At 69.1% G+C, this 24,038-nt stretch carries 25 protein-coding genes; 8 read left to right on the plus strand and 17 right to left on the minus strand.

Features of this window, described 5'->3' with window-relative positions:
* Window positions 1-41 precede the first annotated feature (41 nt).
* Together AC1Z3O_RS29025 and AC1Z3O_RS29030 are read right to left on the minus strand one after the other, a co-directional pair.
* Window positions 42-992 carry a DUF3626 domain-containing protein gene (locus AC1Z3O_RS29025; protein WP_483519858.1) on the minus strand — a complete coding sequence of 317 codons (951 nt, stop codon included), beginning with the start codon at window positions 990-992 and terminating at the stop codon, window positions 42-44.
* 100 nt (window positions 993-1,092) lie between these two features.
* Window positions 1,093-2,124 carry an NAD(P)-dependent alcohol dehydrogenase gene (locus AC1Z3O_RS29030; RefSeq protein WP_483522063.1) on the minus strand — a complete coding sequence of 344 codons (1,032 nt, stop codon included), beginning with the start codon at window positions 2,122-2,124 and terminating at the stop codon, window positions 1,093-1,095.
* A gap of 256 nt (window positions 2,125-2,380) precedes the next feature.
* Between AC1Z3O_RS29030 and AC1Z3O_RS29035 the strand changes: the two genes are divergently transcribed.
* Window positions 2,381-4,063, plus strand: a complete 1,683-nt coding sequence (locus tag AC1Z3O_RS29035; RefSeq protein ID WP_483519860.1) for an acyl-CoA synthetase — start codon at window positions 2,381-2,383, stop codon at window positions 4,061-4,063.
* Here the strand turns inward: AC1Z3O_RS29035 and AC1Z3O_RS29040 are convergent.
* On the minus strand, window positions 3,997-5,241 hold the full coding sequence (locus AC1Z3O_RS29040; protein WP_483519862.1) for an MFS transporter: 1,245 nt from the start codon (window positions 5,239-5,241) through the stop codon (window positions 3,997-3,999). The two genes, AC1Z3O_RS29035 and AC1Z3O_RS29040, sit on opposite strands and share 67 nt — an antisense overlap.
* 287 nt (window positions 5,242-5,528) lie before the next feature.
* Between AC1Z3O_RS29040 and AC1Z3O_RS29045 the strand changes: the two genes are divergently transcribed.
* On the plus strand, window positions 5,529-5,855 hold the full coding sequence (locus tag AC1Z3O_RS29045) for a hypothetical protein (protein ID WP_483519863.1): 327 nt from the start codon (window positions 5,529-5,531) through the stop codon (window positions 5,853-5,855).
* A 129-nt stretch (window positions 5,856-5,984) separates the two neighbouring features.
* Here the strand turns inward: AC1Z3O_RS29045 and AC1Z3O_RS29050 are convergent, their stop codons facing one another.
* From AC1Z3O_RS29050 to AC1Z3O_RS29060, 3 genes are all read right to left on the minus strand, one after another.
* Window positions 5,985-6,644, minus strand: coding sequence for a DsbA family oxidoreductase (locus AC1Z3O_RS29050; protein ID WP_483519865.1), 660 nt, complete (start codon window positions 6,642-6,644; stop codon window positions 5,985-5,987).
* 106 nt (window positions 6,645-6,750) lie between these two features.
* Window positions 6,751-7,443, minus strand: a complete 693-nt coding sequence (locus AC1Z3O_RS29055; protein ID WP_483519867.1) for an LrgB family protein — start codon at window positions 7,441-7,443, stop codon at window positions 6,751-6,753.
* The gene (locus AC1Z3O_RS29060; RefSeq protein ID WP_483519869.1) at window positions 7,436-7,921 is read right to left on the minus strand and encodes a CidA/LrgA family protein; all 486 of its coding nucleotides are present in this window, start codon (window positions 7,919-7,921) and stop codon (window positions 7,436-7,438) included. The genes AC1Z3O_RS29055 and AC1Z3O_RS29060 overlap by 8 nt, the downstream gene beginning before the upstream one ends.
* A 148-nt stretch (window positions 7,922-8,069) precedes the next feature.
* On the opposite strand from AC1Z3O_RS29060, the gene AC1Z3O_RS29065 reads away from it, so the two are divergent.
* Window positions 8,070-8,969 (plus strand): LysR substrate-binding domain-containing protein, encoded by a 900-nt coding sequence (locus AC1Z3O_RS29065; RefSeq protein ID WP_483519871.1) that lies wholly within the window; start codon window positions 8,070-8,072, stop codon window positions 8,967-8,969.
* 78 nt (window positions 8,970-9,047) lie between these two features.
* On the opposite strand, the gene AC1Z3O_RS29070 is transcribed toward AC1Z3O_RS29065, so the two are convergent.
* Both AC1Z3O_RS29070 and AC1Z3O_RS29075 read right to left on the minus strand, forming a co-directional pair.
* Window positions 9,048-9,341, minus strand: a complete 294-nt coding sequence (locus AC1Z3O_RS29070; protein ID WP_483519873.1) for a GYD domain-containing protein — start codon at window positions 9,339-9,341, stop codon at window positions 9,048-9,050.
* Between the two features lie 166 nt (window positions 9,342-9,507).
* Window positions 9,508-10,239: a BON domain-containing protein gene (locus tag AC1Z3O_RS29075; protein WP_483519875.1), complete on the minus strand. Its 732-nt coding sequence runs from the start codon at window positions 10,237-10,239 to the stop codon at window positions 9,508-9,510.
* Window positions 10,240-10,913: 674 nt separating this feature from the next.
* Here AC1Z3O_RS29075 and AC1Z3O_RS29080 point away from each other — a divergent pair.
* Both AC1Z3O_RS29080 and AC1Z3O_RS29085 read left to right on the plus strand, forming a co-directional pair.
* Window positions 10,914-11,057, plus strand: a complete 144-nt coding sequence (locus AC1Z3O_RS29080) for a hypothetical protein (protein WP_483519877.1) — start codon at window positions 10,914-10,916, stop codon at window positions 11,055-11,057.
* Between the two features lie 214 nt (window positions 11,058-11,271).
* A complete protein-coding gene (locus AC1Z3O_RS29085) occupies window positions 11,272-11,982 on the plus strand; it encodes an MgtC/SapB family protein (protein ID WP_483522065.1) in 711 nt (236 codons plus the stop codon).
* 37 nt (window positions 11,983-12,019) lie between these two features.
* Here the strand turns inward: AC1Z3O_RS29085 and AC1Z3O_RS29090 are convergent, their stop codons facing one another.
* Together AC1Z3O_RS29090 and AC1Z3O_RS29095 are read right to left on the minus strand one after the other, a co-directional pair.
* The gene (locus tag AC1Z3O_RS29090) at window positions 12,020-12,982 is read right to left on the minus strand and encodes a Bug family tripartite tricarboxylate transporter substrate binding protein (protein WP_483519879.1); all 963 of its coding nucleotides are present in this window, start codon (window positions 12,980-12,982) and stop codon (window positions 12,020-12,022) included.
* Between the two features lie 161 nt (window positions 12,983-13,143).
* Window positions 13,144-13,977 carry an AraC family transcriptional regulator gene (locus AC1Z3O_RS29095; RefSeq protein ID WP_483519881.1) on the minus strand — a complete coding sequence of 278 codons (834 nt, stop codon included), beginning with the start codon at window positions 13,975-13,977 and terminating at the stop codon, window positions 13,144-13,146.
* Window positions 13,978-14,316: 339 nt separating this feature from the next.
* On the opposite strand from AC1Z3O_RS29095, the gene AC1Z3O_RS29100 reads away from it, so the two are divergent.
* Both AC1Z3O_RS29100 and AC1Z3O_RS29105 read left to right on the plus strand, forming a co-directional pair.
* A complete protein-coding gene (locus AC1Z3O_RS29100) occupies window positions 14,317-15,402 on the plus strand; it encodes a calcium:cation antiporter (protein WP_483519883.1) in 1,086 nt (361 codons plus the stop codon).
* A gap of 43 nt (window positions 15,403-15,445) precedes the next feature.
* Complete coding sequence (locus AC1Z3O_RS29105) at window positions 15,446-16,096, plus strand: uracil-DNA glycosylase family protein (RefSeq protein ID WP_483519885.1); 651 nt, start codon at window positions 15,446-15,448, stop codon at window positions 16,094-16,096.
* A gap of 6 nt (window positions 16,097-16,102) precedes the next feature.
* On the opposite strand, the gene AC1Z3O_RS29110 is transcribed toward AC1Z3O_RS29105, so the two are convergent.
* From AC1Z3O_RS29110 to AC1Z3O_RS29125, 4 genes are all read right to left on the minus strand, one after another.
* Window positions 16,103-16,441 carry a carboxymuconolactone decarboxylase family protein gene (locus tag AC1Z3O_RS29110; protein ID WP_483522066.1) on the minus strand — a complete coding sequence of 113 codons (339 nt, stop codon included), beginning with the start codon at window positions 16,439-16,441 and terminating at the stop codon, window positions 16,103-16,105.
* 92 nt (window positions 16,442-16,533) lie between these two features.
* Window positions 16,534-17,154 carry an NAD(P)H:quinone oxidoreductase gene (gene wrbA / locus AC1Z3O_RS29115; protein WP_483519887.1) on the minus strand — a complete coding sequence of 207 codons (621 nt, stop codon included), beginning with the start codon at window positions 17,152-17,154 and terminating at the stop codon, window positions 16,534-16,536.
* A 175-nt stretch (window positions 17,155-17,329) separates the two neighbouring features.
* Complete coding sequence (locus tag AC1Z3O_RS29120; protein ID WP_483519889.1) at window positions 17,330-18,448, minus strand: OpgC domain-containing protein; 1,119 nt, start codon at window positions 18,446-18,448, stop codon at window positions 17,330-17,332.
* Window positions 18,449-18,589: 141 nt separating this feature from the next.
* Window positions 18,590-19,519, minus strand: coding sequence for a LysR substrate-binding domain-containing protein (locus AC1Z3O_RS29125; protein ID WP_483519891.1), 930 nt, complete (start codon window positions 19,517-19,519; stop codon window positions 18,590-18,592).
* Between the two features lie 252 nt (window positions 19,520-19,771).
* On the opposite strand from AC1Z3O_RS29125, the gene AC1Z3O_RS29130 reads away from it, so the two are divergent.
* Window positions 19,772-20,563, plus strand: coding sequence for a crotonase/enoyl-CoA hydratase family protein (locus AC1Z3O_RS29130; RefSeq protein WP_483519893.1), 792 nt, complete (start codon window positions 19,772-19,774; stop codon window positions 20,561-20,563).
* Between the two features lie 19 nt (window positions 20,564-20,582).
* Here the strand turns inward: AC1Z3O_RS29130 and AC1Z3O_RS29135 are convergent, their stop codons facing one another.
* From AC1Z3O_RS29135 to AC1Z3O_RS29145, 3 genes are all read right to left on the minus strand, one after another.
* On the minus strand, window positions 20,583-21,104 hold the full coding sequence (locus tag AC1Z3O_RS29135; RefSeq protein WP_483519895.1) for a winged helix-turn-helix transcriptional regulator: 522 nt from the start codon (window positions 21,102-21,104) through the stop codon (window positions 20,583-20,585).
* A 110-nt stretch (window positions 21,105-21,214) separates the two neighbouring features.
* Window positions 21,215-22,831: a DHA2 family efflux MFS transporter permease subunit gene (locus AC1Z3O_RS29140; protein ID WP_483519897.1), complete on the minus strand. Its 1,617-nt coding sequence runs from the start codon at window positions 22,829-22,831 to the stop codon at window positions 21,215-21,217.
* Window positions 22,831-23,979, minus strand: a complete 1,149-nt coding sequence (locus tag AC1Z3O_RS29145; RefSeq protein ID WP_483519899.1) for an HlyD family secretion protein — start codon at window positions 23,977-23,979, stop codon at window positions 22,831-22,833. The genes AC1Z3O_RS29140 and AC1Z3O_RS29145 overlap by 1 nt, the downstream gene beginning before the upstream one ends.
* Between the last annotated feature and the right edge of the window lie 59 nt (window positions 23,980-24,038).

Below are 24,038 nucleotides of genomic sequence, written 5' to 3' on the forward strand. Positions count from 1 at the left end.
GACGACCGGGAAGGGAACGGGCTCGGGATCCAGGCCAGGCGCTAGGCGCGCACGGCGCGCCAGTCCGGATGACCGAAGCGCGCGAGGTAGTGCCACACCTTCTTCAGGTCCTGTGGATCATGCCGGCCGCTACGCGCGGCCTCGCCGAGGATGGCCGGTGTCAGCACACCGTCGCGCGCGAGTGCCTGACCCAGCCTTGCATACACCGCGCCGCGGTAGTCGGGATGCGCGCCCAGCATGTCTGCATGCACGCGGAAGCCCGCGTGCCATTCGATTGCGCAGGGCAGGTGCGCTGCCAGCGCCTCGACCTCCGTGCCGCGGAAGCTTGGGTCCAGCACGAGTGCCTCGACGTCGCAGGCCAGGCGCAGCGGCCCGTGGACATGGGCCTCGATATAGCCGTCCAGCGCGTCTGTGCGGGGATCCAGTCGCCCTGCCCGCGCCAGCGGCAGCAGTGCCATGCGCTCGGCCACGCCGAAATCGACCGGTTCGAACACGCTGTCCGGAAAGCAGAAGGAGCAGCGCGACAACACTTCCGGACGCAGTCGCAGGTGTGCAGAGCCGAAGCGCGGCGAGGCGCCGACCGGATCGCGCCGGTCGTCGAGTGCGCCGTACTTGGGGCGCGCCTGCCGCGGCGCGCCGTCATAGGCGCCGCCGAACAGGCGACTCTCCCAGCGCCAGCGGTCGCCGCCAAGGTGGGCGGTCAGCCCGCCGTTGCTGGTGCCGGTCTCGAACTGCGAGCGGTAGACTCCATCGCTCACCAGCCTGTGCAGGATGGGCTCGCCGCGGTGCAGCCTGTCAGGGTGGAAATTCAGCGTGATGCGCAGGTCCGCGCCCAGCGGGCCGCCCTTGCTGTGCGCGGTGACCCGGGCCAGCGCGCGCTCCTGCGGCGAGCCTGCCGGCGGCTGCCAGGCAGGACTGGGACGGCGGGATTCCGGCGCACGCGGCATGGCGAGTGGAGGTAGGCTGCCCGGCAGGACAAGGCCTTCCAGCATAACGCGGCACCGCGCGCGTCACCAGCCGACCTGGCCGCGGCTGGCGGGGTGCGTAGCCGCGCTCGCGCCCCCTCCGCATCGCCCACCCGGAAGTGCGCGCTCAGGGTGTGATCGCCACCTTCAGCACGCCATCGCGCTGGTTGCCGAACAGTTCGTAGGCTTCTTCGATCTGCGCCAGCTTGAAGCGGTGGGTGACCATCGGGCCCAGGTCCAGGCGCGCGGTTTCGATCACCTGCATCAGCCTGCGCATACGCTCCTTGCCGCCCGGGCACAGCGACGTGACGATGCGGTTGTCGCCCAGGCCCGCGTGGAAGGCACCCAGCGGAATGCTGAGGTCGCTCGAATAGACGCCCAGGCTGGACAGCGTGCCGCCCGGCTTGAGCACGCGCAGGGCCGCCTCGAAGGTGGTCTGCGTGCCGAGCGCCTCGATGGCGGCATCCACGCCGCGCCCGCCGGTCAGGCGCAGGATCTCGTCGACCACGTCCACCTTACGGAAGTTGATGGTGGCGTCCGCGCCCATCCTGCGCGCGATCTCCAGCCGCTCGTCGATGCCGTCCACGGCAATGATCATGCCCGCGCCGCGCAGGCGCGCGCCGGCCGTGGCGCACAAGCCGATCGGCCCCTGCGCGAAGACGGCCACGATATCGCCGATCTTGATGTCGGCGCGCTCGGCGCCGGCAAAGCCCGTGGACATGATGTCCGGACACATCAGCACCTGTTCGTCGCTCAGCCCGTCCGGGATGGGCGCGAGATTGGCCTGGGCATCGGGCACCAGGACGTATTCGGCCTGCGTGCCGTCGATGGTGTTGCCGAAGCGCCAGCCGCCCATGGGCTTGTAGCCGTGGCCGTGGCACTGGCCATCCTGCGACGGCACGCCGTCCTGGCAGGCGTAGGAATGGAAGCTCGGGCAGATCGCGCCCGCGATCACCCGCTGGCCCTCGCGGTATCCCTTGACCTCGCGCCCCAGCTTCTCGATCACGCCGACCGGTTCGTGGCCAATGGTCAATCCGCTTGCGACGGGATACTCGCCCTTGAGGATATGGATGTCGGTGCCGCAGATCGTGGTGGTGGTGATCCGCAGCAGCGCATCGCCCGGACCGACATCCGGAATGGGCTTCTCCTGCAGGACGATCTTGCCGGGACCGAGGAAGACAAGCTGCTTGCATGCTTGCCATGGCGCACTCCCAAAAGGACCTTGCGAATAGCCATTCTAGGTTCCCGTCCCAGACGCAAACTTGACCCAGCGCAACAATGCCAGGTGATGCATGCGGCGCGGGCGCGGCACGGCAAGGTGCCGGCCGCGCGCCTCCAGCCACTTCCCGCAAGACATCCTGCCGTCCCGTGCTTAGCCTTTGCAGCCAGCCGCATGATAGCCAGGAGAGTCGAAGATGAGCGTCACCCCGCTGGACCTGCCCGCAGACCGCTTCGGCGGACAACCCTCGCCCCCGCCTGCCATTGGCATGGCGCACTGGTTCACCGAGCGCGCCCGCCGCGCCTCCCAACGCCCCGCCCTGAGCTTCGAGGGCACGACCTGGACTTACGGCCAGATGCTGGCCGAGGTGGACCGCCTCGCCGCCGTGCTCGACGCGGGCGGCGTGCGTCCTGGCATGCGAGTGGGATACCTGGGGTTCAATCACCCGCTGTTCCTGGCAGCCATGTTCGCCAGCGCCAAGCTGGGCGCGATCTTCGTGCCGCTGAACTACCGGCTGACCGGCGCCGAGCTGGCCTATATCGTCAACGATGCGGGCATCCACACCCTGCTGGTGGACCCCGACCACCTGGGTGTGATCGACACGGTGCGCGAGACGCTGTGCTGCGCGCGCTACCACTGCGTCGAGGGTGAACCGTCCGACCCGGCCCGCTGGCCGCCGCTCGCCGCCGCCATGGCGAACGCCGCCCCGTGGCCGCACCCGCCCGTGGCAGCGCGCAACGACGACGTTGCCGTCATCATGTACACCTCGGGCACGACCGGACGCCCCAAGGGCGCCATGCTGACGCATGGCAACTTCTGGTGGAACCACGTCGGAGAGATGTACACCGCGGACGTCCTCGCGGACGACGTGCTGCTCGTCTTCGCCCCGATCTACCACATCGGCGGCCTCAATGTGCTACTGCTGACCACGCTGCTCAAAGGCGGGCACGCCGTGCTGCACCGCCAGTTCGAGCCGGCGCGCGTGCTGGAGGACATTGCGGCCTACCGTGTCAGCACCCTCTTTGCGGTGCCGGCGATGCTGCTCTTCATCAGCCAGCACCCCGCTTTCGGCGATGCCCCGTTGGACAGCGTGCGCATGATCTTCTGCGGCGGCGCGCCTTGCCCCGAACCATTGCTGCGCACCTACGCCGCGCGGGGCATCGCCGTGCTGCAGGGCTACGGCCTGACCGAAACCGCCGCACTGGTGACGGTGCTGACGGCCGAGCACGCCTTGGCGAGGATCGGCTCAGTGGGGCACACCGCGCTGCTGATCCAGATCCGGCTGATCGATCCGCAGGGCAACGCGGTCACGGCGCCGCATGCGCGCGGCGAAATCTGCGTGCGCGGGCCCAACGTGACGCGCGGCTACTGGAACCAGCCCGAGGCCACGCGGGCGGCCATCGATGCCGACGGCTGGTTCCGCACCGGCGACGTGGGCTACGCGGACGAGGACGGCTTCTACTACGTGTGCGACCGGGTCAAGGACATGATCATCTCCGGCGGCGAGAACGTCTATCCGGCCGAGGTCGAAAGCGTCCTGTACGGTCACCCCGCGGTGGCTGAGGTGGCCGTGATCGGCGCGCCGGACCCGCGCTGGGGCGAGACCGTGCTGGCCGTGGTGGCGGTGAAGTCTGGCCAGGACCTGTCGCTGGAAGCGCTGCAGGACTTTGCCAGCACGCGCCTGGCGCGTTACAAGATCCCGCGCCGGCTGCAACTGGTGCCGGCACTGCCGCGCAACCCCACCGCTAGATCCTCAAGTTCCAGCTGCGTGAACGGTACAGCCAGGGCTGAGTCTGGCCGCTGGCGGCCGCGTTACTCCAATTCCACCCCCTTCAACTCGGGGATCAGGAACAGCGTGGCCACCATGTCGAGCAGGTAGAGGCCCGCCAGCAGCGCGATGGCTACCGGGAAGGAATAGGCGGCGGCCAGCGCGCCCACCACGATGGGCCCGAGGCCGCCGACCGCGCGGCCGATATTGAACAGCACGTTCTGCGCGGTCGCACGCGCTGCCGTGGGATAGGCCTCGGAGATCAGCGCCCCGTAGCCGCCGATCATGCCGTTGACGAACATGCCCATCAGCGCGCCCGCCCACAGCATCGTCACGGGATCGGACAGGCGGGAATAGGCCAGCACCATGCCGACCGCGCCGGCCTGGAACAGCAGGAAGGTCGGCTTGCGCCCGATCCGGTCGGCCAGGTGGCCGAACAGGCAGATGCCCGCCATCATGCCCAGCACGGTGACCGAGGTCCAGAGCGCCGACTTGGTGAGCGAGAAGCCCAGCGACTTGGACAGATAGGTCGGCAGCCAGATCATGATTCCGTAGTAGCCGAAATTCTGCACCGAGCACAGGATCACCACGCCCAGGCTGATGCGGGCCGTGCGAGAGTCGGCCACCAGCAGCTTGAAGGCGTTGGCACTGGGCTTGCGCGCCTGGCGCACGAACAGCTCCGGTTCGTGCAGCTTGTTGCGCACCGCCCAGGCCACCAGCGCCGGCAGCACGCCGACCATGAACATCCCGCGCCAGCCGATCAGCGGCAGCAGCAGCGGGGTCAGCAGCGACGCCATCAGCACGCCCGCCTGCCAGCCCAGCGCCACGTAGGACGAAGCCCGCGCGCGCTTGGCGGCGGGCCAGGCCTCGGCGGCCAGCGCCATGCCGATGCCGAACTCGCCGCCCAGGCCGATGCCGGCGATGGTGCGGTAGGCCAGCAGGTCCCAGAAGCCCTGCGCGAAGGCGCACATGCCGGTGAAGACCGCGAACAGCACGATGGTCCAGGTCAGCACCCGGATGCGGCCGAAGCGGTCGCTGAGCGCCCCGAACAGGATGCCGCCGACCACCGCGCCGACCAGCGTCCAGGTCACCAGCGCGCCGGACTGGCCGGTCGACAGGCTCAGCGAGGCGCTGATGGCCGGCAGCATGAAGCCCAGGATCAGCAGGTCGAAGCCATCCATCGCATAGCCCACCGTGGAGCCGGCCAGCGCCTTCCAGGCATAGGCGGGAGGATGGGCGGCGCGGATGTCGGCGGACGGGGGCACCGATGCCTTGGCATTGGCTTGCATGGGGGACGCTCCTCCTGTGTTGTTGGCGTCGTGGCAGGGTCGCGCCGCCGCACCGGCATCGCCGCCGCATTGCGCGGGGGCAGGACCGGCCGCCTGCTCGGGAGGGCATGGGCGCGGCGAGCCGCCAGGGAGCCGGCCGCTCGCGGGCCGCAGTGTACCGCATGGGACAGGGTTCCCGCGCGCCGGCCGCGGGCGGCTCTTGCGCCCTCCCCCTTCCGGTGGAAAGATGCTCAATCGGGGCGGCGACCGCGCCGCGGATCCATCGACCTGCACAGGACGAGGCCATCATGCATCTCAGCCATATCGCAGACGAGTTCGAAGCCAGCGCGCCGGGCACGGACGCCTTCCTCGCCGTCAAGACGCACATGCACGCGCTGATGTCCAGCGACCCCGCTCATGCCAGCGCCTACTACCTGCTCTACGGCTTCGCCCGCTCCTACGTCATCCTGCACGATGACGAAGGCGTGCCCTCCGCCTTCGCCGAGGACGCCAAGCACCAGTTGCTCGGCTACATGCGGCAGATCGAAGCCGCCATTCCGCTCGGCCCGGTCATGCTGCTGGATGTGATGAACGGCGTGGTGCGCGACCACGACGCCGCATCGCAGGCGTTCTGACGCGCGCAGGCGCGCGACGCACCAACGCAGCGACGTAGGGCAGCGCCGGCCATCCTGGACGATGGCAGGCGGGCGTGCGTCTGCCAGCCCCATGCATCGCCGACATGGCGGCAATCCATGGATTGCACTTCAGTCCGGCGCGCTTGTTGCTGTATCGGCCAGAACCTGGCGGATCGCTTCCTCGAAGGCTTCCACGGGCTGTCCGCCGGTCACCAGGTAGCGATCATTGAAGATGATGGACGGCACCGACTGGATTCCCATTGCCTGGTATTCCCGTTCCTGCGCGCGCACCTCATCGGCATAGTCACCGCGTTGCAGCACCTGGCGCGCCTGCGCGGCATCGAGTCCGACCGATGCCGCGGCTTCGACCAGGACGTCATGATTGCTCGGATCCTTGCCATCGCCATGGTAGGCCCGCAGCAGCGCCAGCTTGAGGGGCAGCTGCCTGCCTTCGATGCCGGCCCAGTGCAGCAGGCGGTGTGCGTCGAAGGTGTTGTACACGTGCGTGCGCGGACCGAAGGCAAAGCCGACGCTGGCGCCACGCTCGCGGATCATGGCCTGCGTCTCGGCGATCTGCGCCGGCGTGCGCCCGTACTTCTTGCCGAGATAATCGACGATGGCCTCGCCCTCCGGCCCCATCTGCGGATTCAGCTCGAAGGGATGCATGACGATACGGGCGTCCACCGCGTCGCCGAGGCGCGATAGCGCAAGCTGGAGCGAGGACAGGCCGATCGCACACCATGGGCATGCGATGTCGGAAACAAAATCGATCTTGAGCGCTTGTGTCATGGCTTTCCTGGTGGAGATGCGCTGCGGACCGTGCCGCGGCAGCGCCCAATGTTACCCGCTTGGCAACGAGCCTGCGCGCGGCAGTGCCGGTGCCCGGCTTACCCGGCTAGAAGAAGCACATGCGGATCAGCGGCGCCCCCAGCACGCTCACCAGCCCCGCGATCATCATCACCAGCGACGCCACCACGCCCTGTACCTCGCCGAGCTGGCGCGCCTTGGCGGTGCCGGCCCCGTGCGCCGCGGCACCGAAGATGGCGCCCTGGGCCAGCCGGCTGCGCACCATCGGCAGCAAGGACAGCACCAGCTCGCCGATGGCCATGCCGGTCAGGCCGGTGATCACCACGAAGACCGCGGCCAGGTCGGCTGGACCGCCCAGCGAACGCACCGCCTCCACCGCGAAAGGCGTGGTGACCGAGCGCACCGCCAGGCCCTTCTGCAAGGCAACCGACAGGCCGAGCCAGCGCGCGAGCCAGACCGAGCTCACCACCGAGGTCAGCACGGCCGCAATCACGCCCACCGAGATCGACAACCAGTGCTTGCGCACCATCGCGCGGTGGTCGTAGATGGGGAGCGCGAACGCCACCGTGGCCGGGCCGAGCAGCCACATCAGCCAGCGCGTGTCGGCGATATAGTCGCGGTATGGAATATGCGCGGCCAGCACCAGCGCGATCAGCACCGCCGGCGTGGCCAGCAGCGGCATCAGCAGCAGGCTGGCGCGCCGCGCATAGACGTACTTGTTCAGATAGTAGAGAGCGAGCGTGGCGGCAAGGCACACGCCGGCCAGCAGAGCGTCAGACATGGTGCTGCCCCCGCTGGCGGCGCGCCAGCCAAAGTTCGAGGCGGTAGATCCGGTCGACCACCAGCGCCGTGACCACCATCACGGCCACCGTGCTGCTGCCGATGACCGCGCAGATGCGCCAGCCATCGTGGCGCACCAGTTGCGGATACTGCACGACCGCCAGCACGGCAGGGATAAAGAACAGCAGCATCTCGCCCAGCAGCCAGTTGGCGCCGCCGCGGATCCATCCGGAGCGGATCACGCCGGCGAACAGCAGGACTGCCAGCACCAGCAGGCCGATCAGCCCCGCCGGCAGCGGCAGCCCGAGGCGCCCGCGCAACCAGTCCGCCAGCAGCCACAGCGCCGACAGCGCCACCACCTGGCACAGGGCGGTGGCGCCGGTGCGCAGGCGGGAAGCGGAGTCAGGGCGGGAGTCAGGGCGGGAGCGCGGCCCGGCCGGGCGGACGGTGGGGCCGGAGGAAGGCGATGCGGCGTGCATGATCTGGAATCGGGCCGCCTCAGGCGGCAGGAGCGGCCGGAGCGGCCGGGGGCGTGGACAGAAAAACAATGCCCCTAGTGTACGAAGCCCCAATCGATATATAAAATGAATATAAATTATTCTTTCGATTCCGCATTGGAATAGAAATATGGATATCCGCGGCCTTCGCTATTTCGTTGAAGTGGTGCGCCAGGGTGGCTTCACGCGCGCCGCCGGCACGCTGCATGTGACCCAGCCGACCATCAGCAAGATGATCAAGGCGCTGGAGGATGAACTGGGCGGCCCGTTGCTGCTGCGCGAGGGCCGCACGGTCCAGCTCACCGATGCGGGCAAGGTGGTGCTGGCGCGCGCGCAGGCCGTGCTGGCGGAGGTGACGCGCCTGCGCCAGGAAGTGGCCGAGGTCGATGGCATGGCGCGCGGCGAGCTGGCGGTGGGCATCCCGCCGATGGCGGGCCGCTATTTCGCCCCTGTCATCGGCGCCTATCGCAAACAGTACCCCGGCGTGGCGCTGCGGCTGCGCGAGCAGGGCGGCCGCGCGCTGGAAGAAGGCGTGGCGTCCGGCGAGCTGGACCTCGGCGTCACGGTGCTGCCGACCACGGTGCCCGGGCTGTCGGCACTGCCGGTGACGCGCCATGCACTGACGGTGATCTATCCGGCCGCGCGGGCACCCCGGCGGACCGGACCTGTACGCCTGGCGGACCTGGCCGGCGAGCCGTTCGTGATGTATGAAGACGATTTCGTGCTCTACCGCGTCATCCTCGACGCCTGCGAGGCAGCGGGCTTCCTGCCGCCGATCGCCGGGCAGAGCCGCCACTGGGATTTCATCGGCGAACTCGTCGCCGCCGACGTCGGCATCGCGCTGCTGCCCGAGCCGATCGCGCGCAGCCTGGACCCGGCACGCATCGCCGTGCGGCCACTGGCAGCGCCGCACCTGGCCTGGGAACTCGGCCTGGTCTGGCGCGAGAGCTACCTGTCGCGCGCCGCGCGGGCATGGCTGGCCTGCTGCCAGCAGGCCTTCGGCACGCCGCCGGCCGCACCAGCCCCCTGAAACACGAAGCGGCATTTCCCACACTTGCCGCGTGGCCCGGCCGCGTTTCGCAACGCGGCCGGCCGGACCACATGCTGCCTAAGGCATGCGGCTCAGGATGCCATCCATCTCCTGCGCGGAAAACGCCCGCAAGGTCTGCGAGCGGACATTGCCCGCCGCGCCGAGCGAAAGCCCGAGCGCGGTCGCGGTGGCATCGTCGGGTGCATCGAGGACGCAAGCCAGATCGTACTGCCCGAGGGTCCAGTAGAGGTCCTTCACCTGGATACCGGCCTTGGCGGCCATTTCGCGGAATGCCGCCGCGCGCTTGGTGGTGTCCTTGACGGTACGGATGCCCTGGTCCGTGAAGTTCAAGAGCACCAGGTACGTTGCCATGATGCGCCCTCCTGACCGGCTGCGCCTGTCGGGCGGATGCCGCGCGCAGCCGGCACGCTCGGCAGCCGCGACGAACGCGGACAGCGAACGGCTGGCGCGGGCGGCAGGCGCGGCCGCGGGCGCGCGGCAAACGCCAGGGGCATACGAGCGGCGCCCGCGCCGACCGCTAGCCGACCAGCTCGATGTGGTTCACGACGTTTTCCACGCCCTGCACGTACCAGGCGTCGCGCTCGGCCTGGCGCCGCGACGCTTCATTGCTGGCGCTGCCCTCCAGCGTCACCACGCGGTTCTCGGTGCGCACGCCGATCTGCTCCGCGTCGACGAAGACATCGGTCTCGAGCACCAAGTGCAGGGCCTCGGTGATTTCGTCATCGCTGTCGTCTTCGGCCGGCTCCACCTTCAAATCGTTGACCACGCAACGGCAGCCCGGCGACCACCAGGCCAGCACGCCGGCCAGCCGCATGTGCGACAGGCTGATCACGCGCCCAGTCAGCGTGACCACGCCGTCGCTGGCCGCCACTTCGATCTCGCCCGCGCTGTCTTCGCCCGCCTCGCGCAGTTCCTTGCTGCGCCCTTTCGCCTGCACGCTGATGCGGCAGTTGCGGAAGTCGATATCGTCGAGCAGGCGGTCGCACACCGCGTCGCGCAGCTCGCCGTCACCCACCGGTTCGCCCCCGTCCGAGACACACAGGTGATCGATCACGCTGGACACGCCTTCGACGCGGCGCATCTGCGCCGCGGTCCGCGTCTTGTCGACGATGTCGGCTACCTCGCCTTCGAGCAGCAGCGCGCCCTCGGACAGGCGCATGTGAATGACCGGGTGTTGGGGGTGACCATGGAAGGGCACATGCGCCAGGGCGGCGCGAGCCTGCGTCAGCACTGCTTCGCTACTCTGCATGATGTCTGCCTCGTCTTGTCATCGGGTGAAGGAAGGCGCTCCGGCGACCGCAGCACGCGCATGCCACGGCGGCGCAGGCCGGCTTGCGCGGCGGCCTCAACCCATTATAGGAACGACCGGCCCGCCCGCCCGGACCGTGCTGCCGTCCCGGGAGGCTTGACAAGCACGCATCCTTCCTTTAACATCGTCCGTTCTTAAAAGCCTTGGGGTTCCCAATTGGACACTTTCAGTTGTCCTGATTCGTTGGTCAAGCAGTAATCCCCGCCAGACACACCCGCCGTTTTTCTAGGCCACCGTCTGGCAGGATTTGCAAGACGGTGCGCGCCCAGCCATTCCGGCTACCCGCATCCAGCACGCTTTACCCGTATCGTCTGTCGCCAGCGCCCGTCGCTCGCGATGAGGCCGGATTTTGGCCGCCTGCATGCCGCATATTGCGCGGCAGCGCGCGTCCTCGCCCGTCATGCCGACGGGATGCCGGCCTCAGGCCGCCCCAATTTGTTCAACCGCAGCCAGGGAGATCCACGATGCCCGACGACCCTTGTAGTCCTCGACCCGATCCGTCGCGCGCCGCGCATGGCCGGCGCGCATGCCACTACCCTGCCCGATCGACGGCGCCGTCCGCTGCCAAGCCTGACTGAGCGGCGCCAAGCTTGGGCCCCGACAGGAGAATTCCAATGAAGCACTCCATCCTGCTGCCCGACTTCCGTCACCCCGAAATCGCCACCCACGACGCCGACCGCATGCGCGCTATCCGCGCGGCGGGCGCGCAGCATGCACTGGCATGGCTGCGCCGCCTGCTCGGCGGCCGCCAGGGCTGAGCGAATTGCCGCGGGCCTGCTCCGGGCCCGCGGCCCATCCCTGATACTTCGCTAATACTTCGCCTCGTCTCCGGCTTGGCCGGCGGGTTCGTGCTACGCGCATCCGTACGCCAGCTCCGGCCGGGACGTCACGCGCCTGCCATGCGTGCCGACTAGGCTTGCGGGCTGACAGCTGCCGCCTGTCGTGCTGGCGGCAAAGGAGCATTTCGTGCGTATGATCGACAACTTCCAGTGGCTGCCGCTGCTGGATACCCTGACCTGCCTGGCCCTCGCATTCGTGCTCGGCTCCGCGATCGGGCTGGAACGCCAGTTCCGGCAACGTACCGCGGGGCTGCGCACCAATGCGTTGGTCGCGGTCGGCTCCGCGGTCTTCGTCGACCTGGCCTTCCGCCTGGGCGGCGGCGACGGCGCGGTGCGCGTGATCGCCTACGTCGTTTCGGGCGTGGGCTTCCTCGGCGCCGGCGCCATCATGAAAGAAGGCATCAATGTGCGCGGGCTCAACACCGCCGCCACCTTGTGGGGTTCCGCCGCGGTAGGCGCCTGCGCCGGCGCGGGCTTCGCCGCCGAAGCGCTGCTCTCCTCGCTGTTCGTGCTGGCCGCCAACACGCTGCTGCGCCCGGTGGTCAACACCATCAACCGCGCGCCGATCGACGACGCCTCCACCGAAGTCACCTACCAGATGCGCGTGATCGCGCCGCGCGAGCACGGCAAGCAGGCGCTGGCCGCGCTCGAGGATTGCCTGGAACACGCCAGCTACCCGGTGGGCGATCTCGACGTGGAAACCTTCGGCGAGGACGATGTTGAAATCGTCGCTACCCTGCTGAGCACCTCGGTCGACTCGGACGAACTCGATCGCGTGGTGGATGATCTGGTGCTGAAGCCCTTCGTATCGCAGGCCTACTGGAGCCCCAGCACGACTGACTGAGGCGCCGGCATGGCCTGCAGGGCCGGCGATAGCGCCCTCACTCCTGGATGTTGGCCTCGCTGACAATCTTGCGGTAGGCATCCGTTTCCTTGGCGATGAACGCACGGAAGGCCGCACCGTCCTTGGCATCGATATCGACGCCCGACTCCGACAGCTTGCTCTTCACCTCCGGATCGTTGATGGCGTGAGCCAGTGCCTCCGACAGCTTGTCGGTGACCGCCTTGGGCGTGCCGGCCGGCGCGAACACGCCGAACCACAGGCGCATGTCGATGCCCGACAGCGTCTTGTTCTCGGCCAGCGCCGGAATATTGGGCGCCGCGTGCGAGCGCGCGGCCGAGGTCACGCCGATGGCCCGGAGCTTGCCCGACTTGATCTGCGGCAGCGCCGTCGACAGCACCAGCACGCCCAGCTCGATCTGGTTGGCCATGAGGTCGGCGATCGCCGGCGCGCCACCCTTGTAGGGCACATGGGTCATGTCGACCTTGCTGGCGCTGCGGATCAGTTCGCCCGACAGGTGCAGCGGCGTGCCGATGCCCGAGGTGCCGTAGTTGACCGGCTTCTTGCTCTTGGCCAGCGCCAGGAAGCCATCGATGCCGCGGATGCCCGACTGCGCGCCCGAGACCAGCACCATCGGCTGCGAGCCCACCATGCGCAGCGGCACCAGGTCGCGCTGGCCGTCGTACTTGATGCGCGGATTGGTCAGGCGGGCGATCGAGATCTCGCTGTTGGAGCCCAGCAGCAGGGTATAGCCGTCCGGTGCTGCGCTGATGGTCTTGAGCGCACCGATCGTGCCGCTGGCCCCCGGCGCGTTGTCCACCACTACCGAGACTCCCAGCTCGCGCCCCAGGCGCTGGCCGAGCACGCGCGCCACCAGGTCGTTACTGCCTCCCGCCGCGTAGGGCACCACCAGCGTGACCGGGCGGTCGGGATAGGCGGCCAGCGCGGGCACGGCAGCCAGCGCGGCGGCAAGCGACAGCGCCGCGGCAAGAGTCTTCTTCATGGATTTCCTTGGTCTTGTGGTTCGGCCTGTCCAAGACAGGCCGGCTCGCGGTGTCCTCCCGTTGATACGGTCCCCGCGCGACGCGGGATTGTAGGGCTGCCGGACGAGCCTGGGAAGGCTCGTCCGGCGACACGGGGCGCCTGCGCCCGCCCTGGGCCCGCCTATTTCAGCGGCAGGCAGATGCGCGTCTGCAATTGCGCCGGCGGCGTGGTGCGCGGGTCGTTCAGGTACTGCTCGAACATGGGGAAGTCGGCCGGCACTTCGCCGCTGCCCGGCAGCCATTGCGAGAACATCCAGTTGTAGGGCTTGTGCATCTCGTTGTACGGCCCGGTGTAGGTCAGGATGGCGCAACGGCCTTCCGGGATCTCGAAGCGCTGCAGTTCGGGGCCGAGGTCGGCGTCGGGCGCGACCGACACGCCGGCCATGGAACGCTGCTGGCTGGCTGGCACCTGCTCGGGGTCGCCGAAGTACACGCCGTAGCCGATGGTTTCCGGCCGCGCAATGCCGCGGCTGGCGGCCAGCATGAAGACGCGGGAGAACATCGGACCGATTTCCTGGTAGCTGCCTTGATGGGGCAGCGCGGCCAGCACGGCGCCGGGGAAGGTCTCGATCTTGATGGGGTACATGCCTAGCTCCTGTGGGTCGAAGGGACCGGAGCGGGCCGCCCGGTAGCGCCCCGGCGATATGCCGAAGGTCGTGCCGAATGCCCGGTTGAACGCCGCGTCCGACTCGTAGCCGGCGCGCTGCGCAACGTCACGCAAGGAATCCTGCGAACCCAGCAGCGCGGCTGCCGCGCGGTGCATGCGGATGCGCTGCACCGTGGCGTTCACCGTTTCTCCCATCATCGCGCGGTACACGCGGTGGAAGTGGTACGGCGACAGGCAGGCCAGGTCCGCCAACTGGTACAGGTCCGGGTCGGAGTCGGGGTGGCTTGCCAGCCAGCGCAGGACGGGGTCCAAGCGCTGGCCGTACTGGACGAGGGTTTCAGGCTTCATGCGGTCTCCTTGGAACGCAATGTAGCTAAGGCGGATTTGCAGATTTTGCGGTTTTCGGCGCAACGTCGCCAGGCGCCCCGCTGCGCCGGGGCCTGTCAGTAGTCGCGCGAGGGATCGTAGACGTTCGACAGCGGAGCAAAGAAACGGCTGGCAATTTCTCCAATTGCAGCGAAAGTCCTCGACTAAAATCGGGAAGTCAGTCTAAGTTCTTGAAATGGCACGGAACCCTGGTCCATCAACCTTGCCATACCCCTGGTCACCCGTATCCAGCGCCATGCACAGAGCGCTGCCGGTGCGATCCCCGACAAACAGAAATCGAAAAATCGAAAGGAATACTGGATGGCATTGGCCTCGAACAAGCTGCCGGCATGGACTATCTGGGCGCCCCTGGGCGCGTGGGCGGTCCTCGGCGTCAACATGGCGCTACCCGACCAGGGCTGGGTGCTCTGGATCGCCGCGCTGGCGCTGGCGGGCGCGGTCTTCTCGGCGGTCCACCACGCCGAGGTGGTGGCCCACCGGGTCGGCGAGCCCTTCGGCACGCTGGTGCTGGCCGTGGCCGTGACGGTGATCGAGGTCTCGCTGATCGTCTCGGTGATGCTGTCCTCCGGCCCGGAGAAGGCAGCGCTGGCACGCGACACGGTGTTCGCGGCAGTGATGATCATCTGCAACGGCATCGTCGGCCTATGCTTGTTCGTCGGCGGCCTGCGCCACCGCGAGCAGGCCTTCAAGGCGCCCGGCGCCAATGCCGCGCTGGCGGTGCTGGCCGCGCTGCTGACGCTGACCATGGTCCTGCCCAACTACACCAGCACGGTGCCGGGCCCGGTGCTGTCGCCGCCGCAACTGGCCTTCTCCGGCATCATCGCGCTGGTGCTGTATTTCGTCTTCGTCTTCGTGCAGACGCTGCGCCACCGCGACTACTTCCTGGTGGCGGGCAACTCGGACGAGAGCGTACACGCGCCGCCCCCACCGCTGCGCATGGCCATGACCAGCCTGCTGATGCTGATGGTCTGCCTGGTCGCGGTGGTGGGCCTGGCCAAGGTGCTGTCGCCGGTGGTCGAGTCGGCGGTGGCGCGTGCCGGCGCGCCGGCGGCGGTGGTCGGCATCATCATCGCGGCCATGGTGCTGCTGCCCGAAGGCCTGGCTGCGCTGCGCGCGGCGCAGGCGGACCGCCTGCAGACCAGCATGAACCTGGCGCTGGGTTCGGCGCTGGCGAGCATCGGGCTGACCATCCCGACCGTGGCGGCGGTGTTCATCGTGGTGGGCCAGCCGCTGACACTCGGGCTGGGCCCCAAGGAGATGGTGCTGCTGGCGCTGACGGTGGTGGTCAGCACATTGACACTGGGGATGGGCCGCACCACCATCCTGCAAGGCGTGGTACATCTGGCCATCTTCGCGGCCTACCTGTTCCTGTCCGTCGTTCCCTGAACCCCGCCCTGCCCCTCACGCGGCGCTCCGGCGCCGGCCCCGCATGAAGACCAGACCCGTCCTGCCCGTCGCCCGCCACCCCGGCGGGCTCGACGCCCTGCTCACCGAGATACGCGCCTGCCGCGCCTGCGCGGCAAGCCTGCCGCTGGGCCCGCGGCCGGTGCTGCAGGCCGGCACCGGGGCGCGCATCCTGGTGGTCGGGCAGGCACCTGGGGCGCGCGTGCATGCCAGCGGCGTGCCCTGGGACGACGCCAGCGGCGAGCGGCTGCGCCAGTGGATGGGCGTGGACAAGGACCTCTTCTACGATGCCTCGCGCATCGCACTGGTGCCGATGGGGTTCTGCTACCCGGGCCGGGGCAAGAGCGGCGACCTGCCGCCGCGCAGCGAATGCGCGCCGCTGTGGCTGGACGCGCTGCTGGCCGAGCTGCCGGACATCCGGCTGACGCTGCTGCTCGGCCAGTACGCGCAACGGCGCTTCCTGGGCAGTGCGGCGCGCGCCAACCTGACCGAGACCGTGGCGGCTTTCGCCAGCTACGGTCCGGCCGTGATCCCCCTGCCCCACCCCTCGCCGCGCAACCAGGGCTGGTTCAAGCACCATCCCTGGTTCGAGCACGAGCTGCTGCCGGTGCTGCGCCGGCGCGTGCGTGCGGCGCTGAGGGCGCCCGTCACGCGTGCCGCGGATAAGACCGGATAAGGCCGGCTAAGGCGTCTTGGCGGCAAAGGCATCCATCACGCGGGCCGAATAGACCAGCGCGGCGCCGGCATTCATGGCAATGGCCACGCCAAGCGCCTCCATCACTTCCTCGCGCGTGGCCCCGCGCTTGGCCGCGGCTTCGGCGTGGATGGTGATGCAACCATCGCACTGCCGCGTCACCGCCACGGCCAGCGAGATCAGTTCGCGCGTCTTGGCATCAAGGTGGCCGGTCTTGGCACCGGCTTCACTGAGCTGGCCGTAGCCGTGCACGGTCTCCGGGCTCAGCTTGGCCATGTCGGCGATGGTGGCGAGCAGTTGCTTGCGGTAGGCATTCCAGTCGAGCATCATGATCGATCCTCCGGCCAGGGCCGGCTACGCCAGCCGCGGCGGTTGGTCAGCGTGAAGGGGCAATCGCGCGGGAGTGCAGGGGTGTGCGGCTACCGCGCGGCCAGCCGCTTGGCAATGCCGGCGACATGCCGGCCCTGGAAGCGCGCGATGGCCAGCTCGTTCTCGCTGGGTTGGCGCGAGCCGTCTCCCGCCGTCACTGTCGAGGCGCCATAGGGCGTCCCGCCGCTGAGCGCGCTCATATCGAGCAGGCGTGCTTCCGAGTAAGGCACGCCGACCACGATCATGCCCTGGTGCAGCAGCGTCGAATGGAAGCTGGTGATGGTGGTTTCCTGTCCGCCGTGCTGGCTGGCGGTGCTGGTAAAGACGCTGCCGACCTTGCCGATGAGGCCGCCGCTCATCCACAGGCCGCCGGTCTGATCGAGAAAGTTGCGCATCTGCGCGCACATATTGCCGAAGCGCGTAGGCGTGCCGAACAGGATCGCATCGGCTTCCGCCAGTCGTGCGGGCTCCGCCAGCGGCACATGCGCGAACGCGGCACGTGCGGCCTTCGCGCCGCTCTTTTCCAGCACCGCGTCGGGCACCAGCTCGGGCACCTGCAGCAACGTCACCTCGACGTCACCTGCTTCGTGCGCCCCCGCCACCACCGCCTCGGCCATTTTGTAGATGTGGCCATACATGCTGTAGAAGACCACCTGGATCCGGGTTGCCATCGCCGTTCTCCTTGAGACCGGGACGCCTCGCGCGCCCCACGTGCATCGGCGTTGCGGCGGGCGCGCCACGCGGCCGCCGCACGTGAGCGCGGCCTGCCGCGGCCGCACCTCCCAAGGAGTCTAGGCGAAGCCTCCGTCCGCGGCGCAACCGTGTCGGCGCGCGCCGGCGGCAGGATCAGGCGGCCTGGTAGCGCCGCGCTTCCTTGCGCCGCCCCCACCAGCCGCCGATGACGAGCAGCAGCGCGACCGCGATCAGGTCGCCGGTGAGCGCGATCGGCCGCGTCGGCCGCCCGCCCGCCACGCCATAGGTGAAGCCCTCGATCATCACCGAGAGGGAGGCGCCGAAGACGAAGCAGAACAGGCTATGCCGCCCGATCTGCACCACCGGCCCCATCACCTCGGCCAGCCGCGCCACCCAGCCCGCGCGCGCTGCCAGGTAGACCAGCCAGGCGAGGCCGAGGAAGCTGACCAGGCGCAGCGCCGCCAGGCTCTGCTTGGGCACCGGGAATGGCAGCACCGGCACCCAGGCCGGCAGCCACGGTTCGTACACATGGGGGCGCATCCACAGATAGGCCAGCATCACGCTGCACAGCGCGATGGCGATGGCGGCCAGGGTCAGCAGGGAGCGCCCCAGCGCGCGCTGCGGCAGCATCACGTCCGGGCGCAGCCGGGCCAGCGTCCCCAGCCCGAACAGCAACTGCCAGGCGAAAGGATTGAAGGACCAGCCATTGCCGTCGCTGCTGGGCAGCAGCCACGTCAGCGCCGGCGCCATCAGCCACAGCGCCACGCTGCAGCCGACGAAGGCGAGCGGGCGCGCCCGCGCCGCACGTATCGACAGCGGGGCCAGCCCGATGAAAACCGCGTACATCGGCAGCACATCGGAGACGAAGGGCTGGCGCGACAGGCTGATCAGCTCCACCAGCGTGGTGAAGGGATGCGCCTGGAACACCAGCGCCTCGGTCGAGCGCACCGCCGGCGCCGGGATGCGGTAGATCGCCAGCAGCAGGCCGAAGGCCAGCATCAGCGCGCCGGTCAGCAAGAAGGCCTTGTAGATCTCCCAGCTGCGCCGTCGCAGGCGCTGGCCCGCGGCGTCCGCGCCGTGGCGGGCCTCCATCGCGAGATAGGCCGCTGCCGCCGAATAGCCCGCCAGGAAGACGAAGATCTCCGCGGCATCGAACAGCGCGAAATTGCGGATGGTGTAGTCGGCCAGCACGCTGCCGTTGACGTGGTCCACCACGATAAAGATCAGCGCGATGCCGCGGATCAGGTCGATCTCAGTACGGCGCTGGGACATGCTTATGACTGCGTTCACTTCCTGCTTCTGTTCCTTCGAATTTCTTCGTGATTCGTCGAATTTCTTCGTGATGCTTCGTGTTCTTGCTGGTGTTCCCCTGCGCTGCCGCGACACGGGCCTACGGCGGCACCGACCGCCGGCTCAGCCAGGCTGGCCGATGATCTCCGCCGCCAGTTCGCTTTCGATCCACTGGCAGAAGCGCTGCACGGCCGGGCGCGATGCCGCCTGCGGCGCCACCACGATGCGATAGCCAACCCCGTCCGCAGTCTGCTCGGGCAATACCACCTGCAGCCGGCCCTGCGCCAGCTGCGGCAGCACCAGCGGGGTGCGCCCGATGGCCACGCCGGCCCCCTGGGCGGCCGCGCGCAGCACGTGCTCGTACTCCGAGAAGTACAGGCAGGGCTGGCCGGGCGAGCGCACCAGGCCCAGGCGCGGGTACCAGTCACCCCACGACATCCAGGGAAAGCGCCCGGCCGGATCGTGATAGACCAGCAGCGGCGTGCGCAGGATGTCGGCGGCGCGGCGGATGCGTGCGGCCACGGCGGGCGCGGCCACCAGCATCAGCCTTTCGCGCAGCAGCAGCGGTTCGCCATCGGCGCCGTCGCTCAGGCGGATGCCCAGGTCGAAGCCTTCGCGCTCCAGGTTGGCGGTGGGCTCCGAGGCATCGACACGCACGTCGATGCCGGGCTCCAGGGCCTGGAAGCGCGCCAGCTTGGGCACCAGCCACAAGGAGGCGAACGAGGGCGTGGTGGTGACCGCGACCGCGCTGCGCTCCGCGGCCAGCAGCCGCTCGCAGGCCTCGCCGAGCTGGCCGATGGCGATGTGCGCCGCCTCGTAGAACTGGCGCCCTTCTGCCGTCAGGCGCAGGCCCTTGCCGCTGCGCACGAACAGCGCGACGCCGAGCGCGTCCTCCAGGCTCTTCACCTGCTTGCTGACCGCGGATTGCGTCAGGCACAGCACCTCGGCCGCCGCCGTGAACGACAGCAGGCGGGCGGTGCATTCGAAGCCGCGGATGGCTTCGAGCGACATGGCGCGCAGCGCGGCGGTCGCGGCGGGACTCGGCATGGACATGAGCGGCTGGAATACCCGGGATGACAACACTTCCGACCGGTGCGGACGATTTGCGACGACCATGGCACATGGACCTGCCACCCGCCGGGATCACCAGGGCGGCCGTGCGGCGAGAGGCACGCGAGTCCGCGTGCCCGACCCGGGATGTTACCCGATCTGCGCGCGTGGCGTGGTCCGCACATGTGGTGCGCCTTGCGCGCCACCCCACTCATCCACGGATCCAGACAGATCCAGTGTGCAGGAGAGCCAAGCATGACTTCATACATCGACGCCCGGCGGCACGGCCAGCACGCCCTGCTGGTGCTGAACCGCCCGGAAAAGCTCAACGCCCTCAGCTATGCCCTGATCGACGAACTGATGGCGCACCTTGACGCCATCGAGTCCGATCCCTCGGTGCGCTGTGTCATCCTCACCGGCAAGGGCGAGCGCGCCTTCAGCGCTGGCGCCGACATTGCCGGCTTCACGCCGGACATCGTCGCCTCGCCCGAGCAGGCGCACCGCCACTTCCTGCTGCGCGGGCAGGCGATGACACGACGCCTCGAGACCTATCCCAAGCCCGTGATCGCCGCCGTCAACGGCCTGGCCTTCGGCGGCGGCTGCGAGGTGATGGAGGCCTGCACCCTGGCCGTCGCGGCCACGCACGCCACCTTCTCCAAGCCGGAAATCCGGCTCGGCTTTCCCCCGACGTTCGGCGGCACGCAGCGGCTGCCGCGCCACGTGGGCCGCAAGCGCGCCAACGAGATGATCCTGACTGGCGACGCCATCGATGCCGACACCGCCTACCAGATCGGCCTGGTCAACCGTGTGGTGCACGCCGCCGAACTATTGACCGAAAGCCTGGCGCTGGCCGATCGCATCGCGCGGCATTCGCCGATCGCGGTGTCCGCCGCGCTGCGCGCGGTGACGCGCGGCATCAATGTACCGATCGATGAAGGCCTGGCCATCGAAGGCATGCAGTTCATGATCGCCGCCGCCTCGGCGGATGCGCGCGAAGGCACGCGCGCCTTCCTGGAAAAGCGGGAGCCGCGGTTCCGCGGGCAATAGGGAGATCCCGGCCTGCGTCTCAGCCGGCGAGCGTGTCGTCCGCCTGCGCGAACAGGTGCTCCTGCGCCGCGGCCAGCCGCCTGCGCGTGCCTTCGCTGGCCGCCGGTCCCGGCACCAGCGCGTGGCGCGCGAAGCTGATAGGCTGGCCGCTGTCGGCATCGACCAGGCGCGGCTCGACCGGCCGGCCGCTCGCCTTGTCCACCAGCTGAACGCTGACCCCCTCGGGTGCGAAGTGCCGGTTGCCCCAGGCCAGCAGCGCCAGCATGACCGGCTGGAAGTCGCGGCCGCGCTCGGTCAGCACGTATTCAAAGCGCGGCGGCTTCTCGGAGTATTGCCTGCGCTCCAGCAGGCCCTCCTCCACCAGCCCGCCCAGCCGGCGGGTCAGCATATTGGGCGCGATGTCCAGGTTGCGCTGGAAATCGTCGAAGCGCGTGGTGCCGTACAGCGCCTCGCGCAGGATCAAGATGCTCCACCATTCGCCCACGCGCTCCAGGCTGCGGGCGATGGGGCACTGCATTTCCTTGAAAGTCTTTCGTTGCATGGTCGTGACTCCTGCGCGGCACATTTCCGCGTGGCCGGCATGATGGCGACACCTGATCCTATCACGATGCAAGCCGGCGGCAGGCCCGGCCGCCTGCGCCCGCACGCCACTCAGTGCGCATCTGCCGAGGGTGCCTTCGGCGGCGCAACCTTGTGCATCAGGGGCACCATCGCGGTGGCGATCACGAAGCACACCATGATTACCAGGAAGGCATCCGCGAAGGTCTGCGTCTGCGCCTCGCGCCAGACCAGCGCCCATAGCTGCCGAAGCGCGCCGGCCTGGGCCTCGGCCGCGTCCTTGCCGAGCGCGGCGAGGTTGGCCGCCATGCCGTCGAGCACGGCGGACAGGGTGGGATTGCCGGTGCCGAGGTGTTCCGCCGAGCGCAGGAAATGCAGGTTGGTGCGATCGTTCAGGATGGTCGCGCAGGCCGCGATGCCGATGGCGCCGCCGAGGTTGCGCATCAGGTTGAACAGGCCGGAAGCCAGCTTGAGCCGTTCGGGCGGCAGGCCGCCCAGCGTCAGCGTGACCACCGGCGCCACCGCGAACTGCTGGGCCATGCCGCGCAGGGCCTGCGGCAGCAGCAGTTCCTGCCCGCCCCAGTCGTGCGTGATGGGGGTGAACTGCCACATCGACAGCGCGAACAGCGCGAGCCCGGCCATCAGCAGCCAGCGCAGGTCCACGCGATTGGCCAGGAAGGCGTAGATCGGGATCGACACCAGTTGGAACAGCCCCGTGGAAAACACCGCCAGCCCGATCTCCAGCGCGCTGAACCCGCGCACACGGCCGAGAAACAGCGGCGTCAGGTAGATCGTGGCAAAGATGCCCACGCCCGCAATAAAGGAGAAGAAGCAGCCGAGCGCGAAGTTGCGGTCCTTGAGGGCGCGCAGGTCCACCACCGGCTGCGCGTGGGTCATGCTGCGCCAGATAAAGCCGACGCCGGCGAGGCCGGCGGTCCAGGCCGTGGCCAGGATCACCTCGTCGCCGAACCAGTCCCAGCGCGGCCCCTCCTCCAACGTGTACTCCAGGCAGCCGAGGAAGAGCGCCATCAGCACCATGCCGGCGTAGTCGGCGCCGCGCAGCAGCGACAGGTTGGGCCGGTCGATGCGCACCAGCAACGGCACCGCCACCGTGACGAAGATGCCGGGCACCAGATTGATGAAGAACAACCAGTGCCAGGAAAAGTGCTCGGTGATCCAGCCGCCCACGGTGGGTCCGAGCGTGGGCGCCAGCGACGCCAACCCGCCGATAGTGGCGGCGGCGATCACACGCTGCGGGCCGGCGAAGAAGGCGAAGGCGGTGGTGAACACCAGCGGGATCATCGAGCCGCCCAGGAAGCCCTGCAGGGCGCGGAAGGCGATCATGCTCTGGATGTTCCACGCCAGGCCGCACAGCAGGCTGGTGGCGGTGAAGCCAGCGGCCGACACCGCGTACAGCCAGCGCGTCGACATCACGCGCGAGAGCCAGCCCGACAGCGGGATCACGATGATCTCCGCGATCAGGTAGCTGGTCTGCACCCACACGGTCTCGTCGGCACCAGCCGAGAGGCCGCCGCCGATATCGCGCAGTGAGGCCGAAACGATCTGGATGTCCAGCAGCGCGATGAACATGCCCACGCACATGGTGGCGAAGGCAAACACCTTGGCACCGGTGGACATCGCGCCAGGCGTGAAGGCCGCAACCGGCGGCGGGGCCTGTCGGACCGGTGTGTCGAGGACGGCGGTGTCCATCACCGTTCTCCCGCCTGCGGCCGCGCATCGACCTCGGCCGTCACTGACAGGCCGGGCCGCAGCAGGCCGAGCGCGGCGTCGCGCTCGTCGAGCAGGATGCGCACCGGCACCCGCTGCACGATCTTGGTGAAGTTGCCGGTGGCGTTCTCCGGCGGCAGCACGCTGAACTGCGCGCCGGTGGCGGGCGCGAGGCTCGCCACGCGGCCATGGAAGACACGCCCCGGCAGCACGTCGGCCTCGACCGCGACCGGCATGCCGGGCCGCATCCGCGCCAGTTGGCTTTCCTTGAAATTGGCGTCCACCCAAAGGCCTCGCGCCGGCACGAGCGACAACAGCTGGGCTCCGTTGCCCGCATAAGCACCGACCCGTGCGCGACGGTTACCGACGGTGCCGTCGATCGGCGCGCGCAACTCGGTATAGCCGAGATTGAGGCGCGCCAGGTCGCGCTCGGCAATGGCCTGCGCCAGCGCCGCACGCGCCTGCTGCTTCTGCGTCTCGATCACATCGCGCTGGCGCTGCGCGGCCACCAGGCTGGCCTGCGCCTTCTGGCCGTTGGCCACCGACTGGCGGTAGTCGGCGTCGGCCTTCTGGGAACTCTGGAGCGACACCGCCTCCTTGGCGACCAGGCTGGCGTAGCGCGCCTGATCGTCGCGCGTGCGCGCGGTGTCCGCGTCGGTGGCCGCCACGCCGGCGCGCGCCTGCGCGATGACCGCCTCCTGCAGGTGGTCGTTGGCATCCAGGTTGGCCAGCAGCGCCTGCTGGGCCGCAACCGCCCCTTCCGCCTTGGCCAGCACGGCACGGTAGTCGCGGTCGTCGATGCGCACCAGCAGGTCGCCGGCGTGGACCTGCTGGTTGTCCGTCACCGCCACCTCGGCGATATAGCCGCTCACGCGCGGGCCGATCACGGTCACGTCGCCGCCGACATAGGCATCGTCGGTGCGTTGCAGGAAGCGGCCGTTAGACCACCAGTGGATGCCGTAGCCCGCCAGGCCGAGCGCGGCCACGCCGATGGCGGCCGCGGCCAGCGCGCGCCGGCCGATGCGGCGCGAAGTGCGGGCTGGCGGGGCTGCTGCGGGCGGGGCGGCGGGAGGAACTCCGGTCTGCGCGCGCTCGGCGGTGCCGGTCTCGGCCAGGGTGCTGCTCGTCATGATGCTTCCTTTGGACAGTGGATTAGTGCTTGCCAGCGAGGGGTAATGCATGGAACTGG

It is taken from the genome of Cupriavidus sp. 09_S30 (assembly GCF_056930435.1).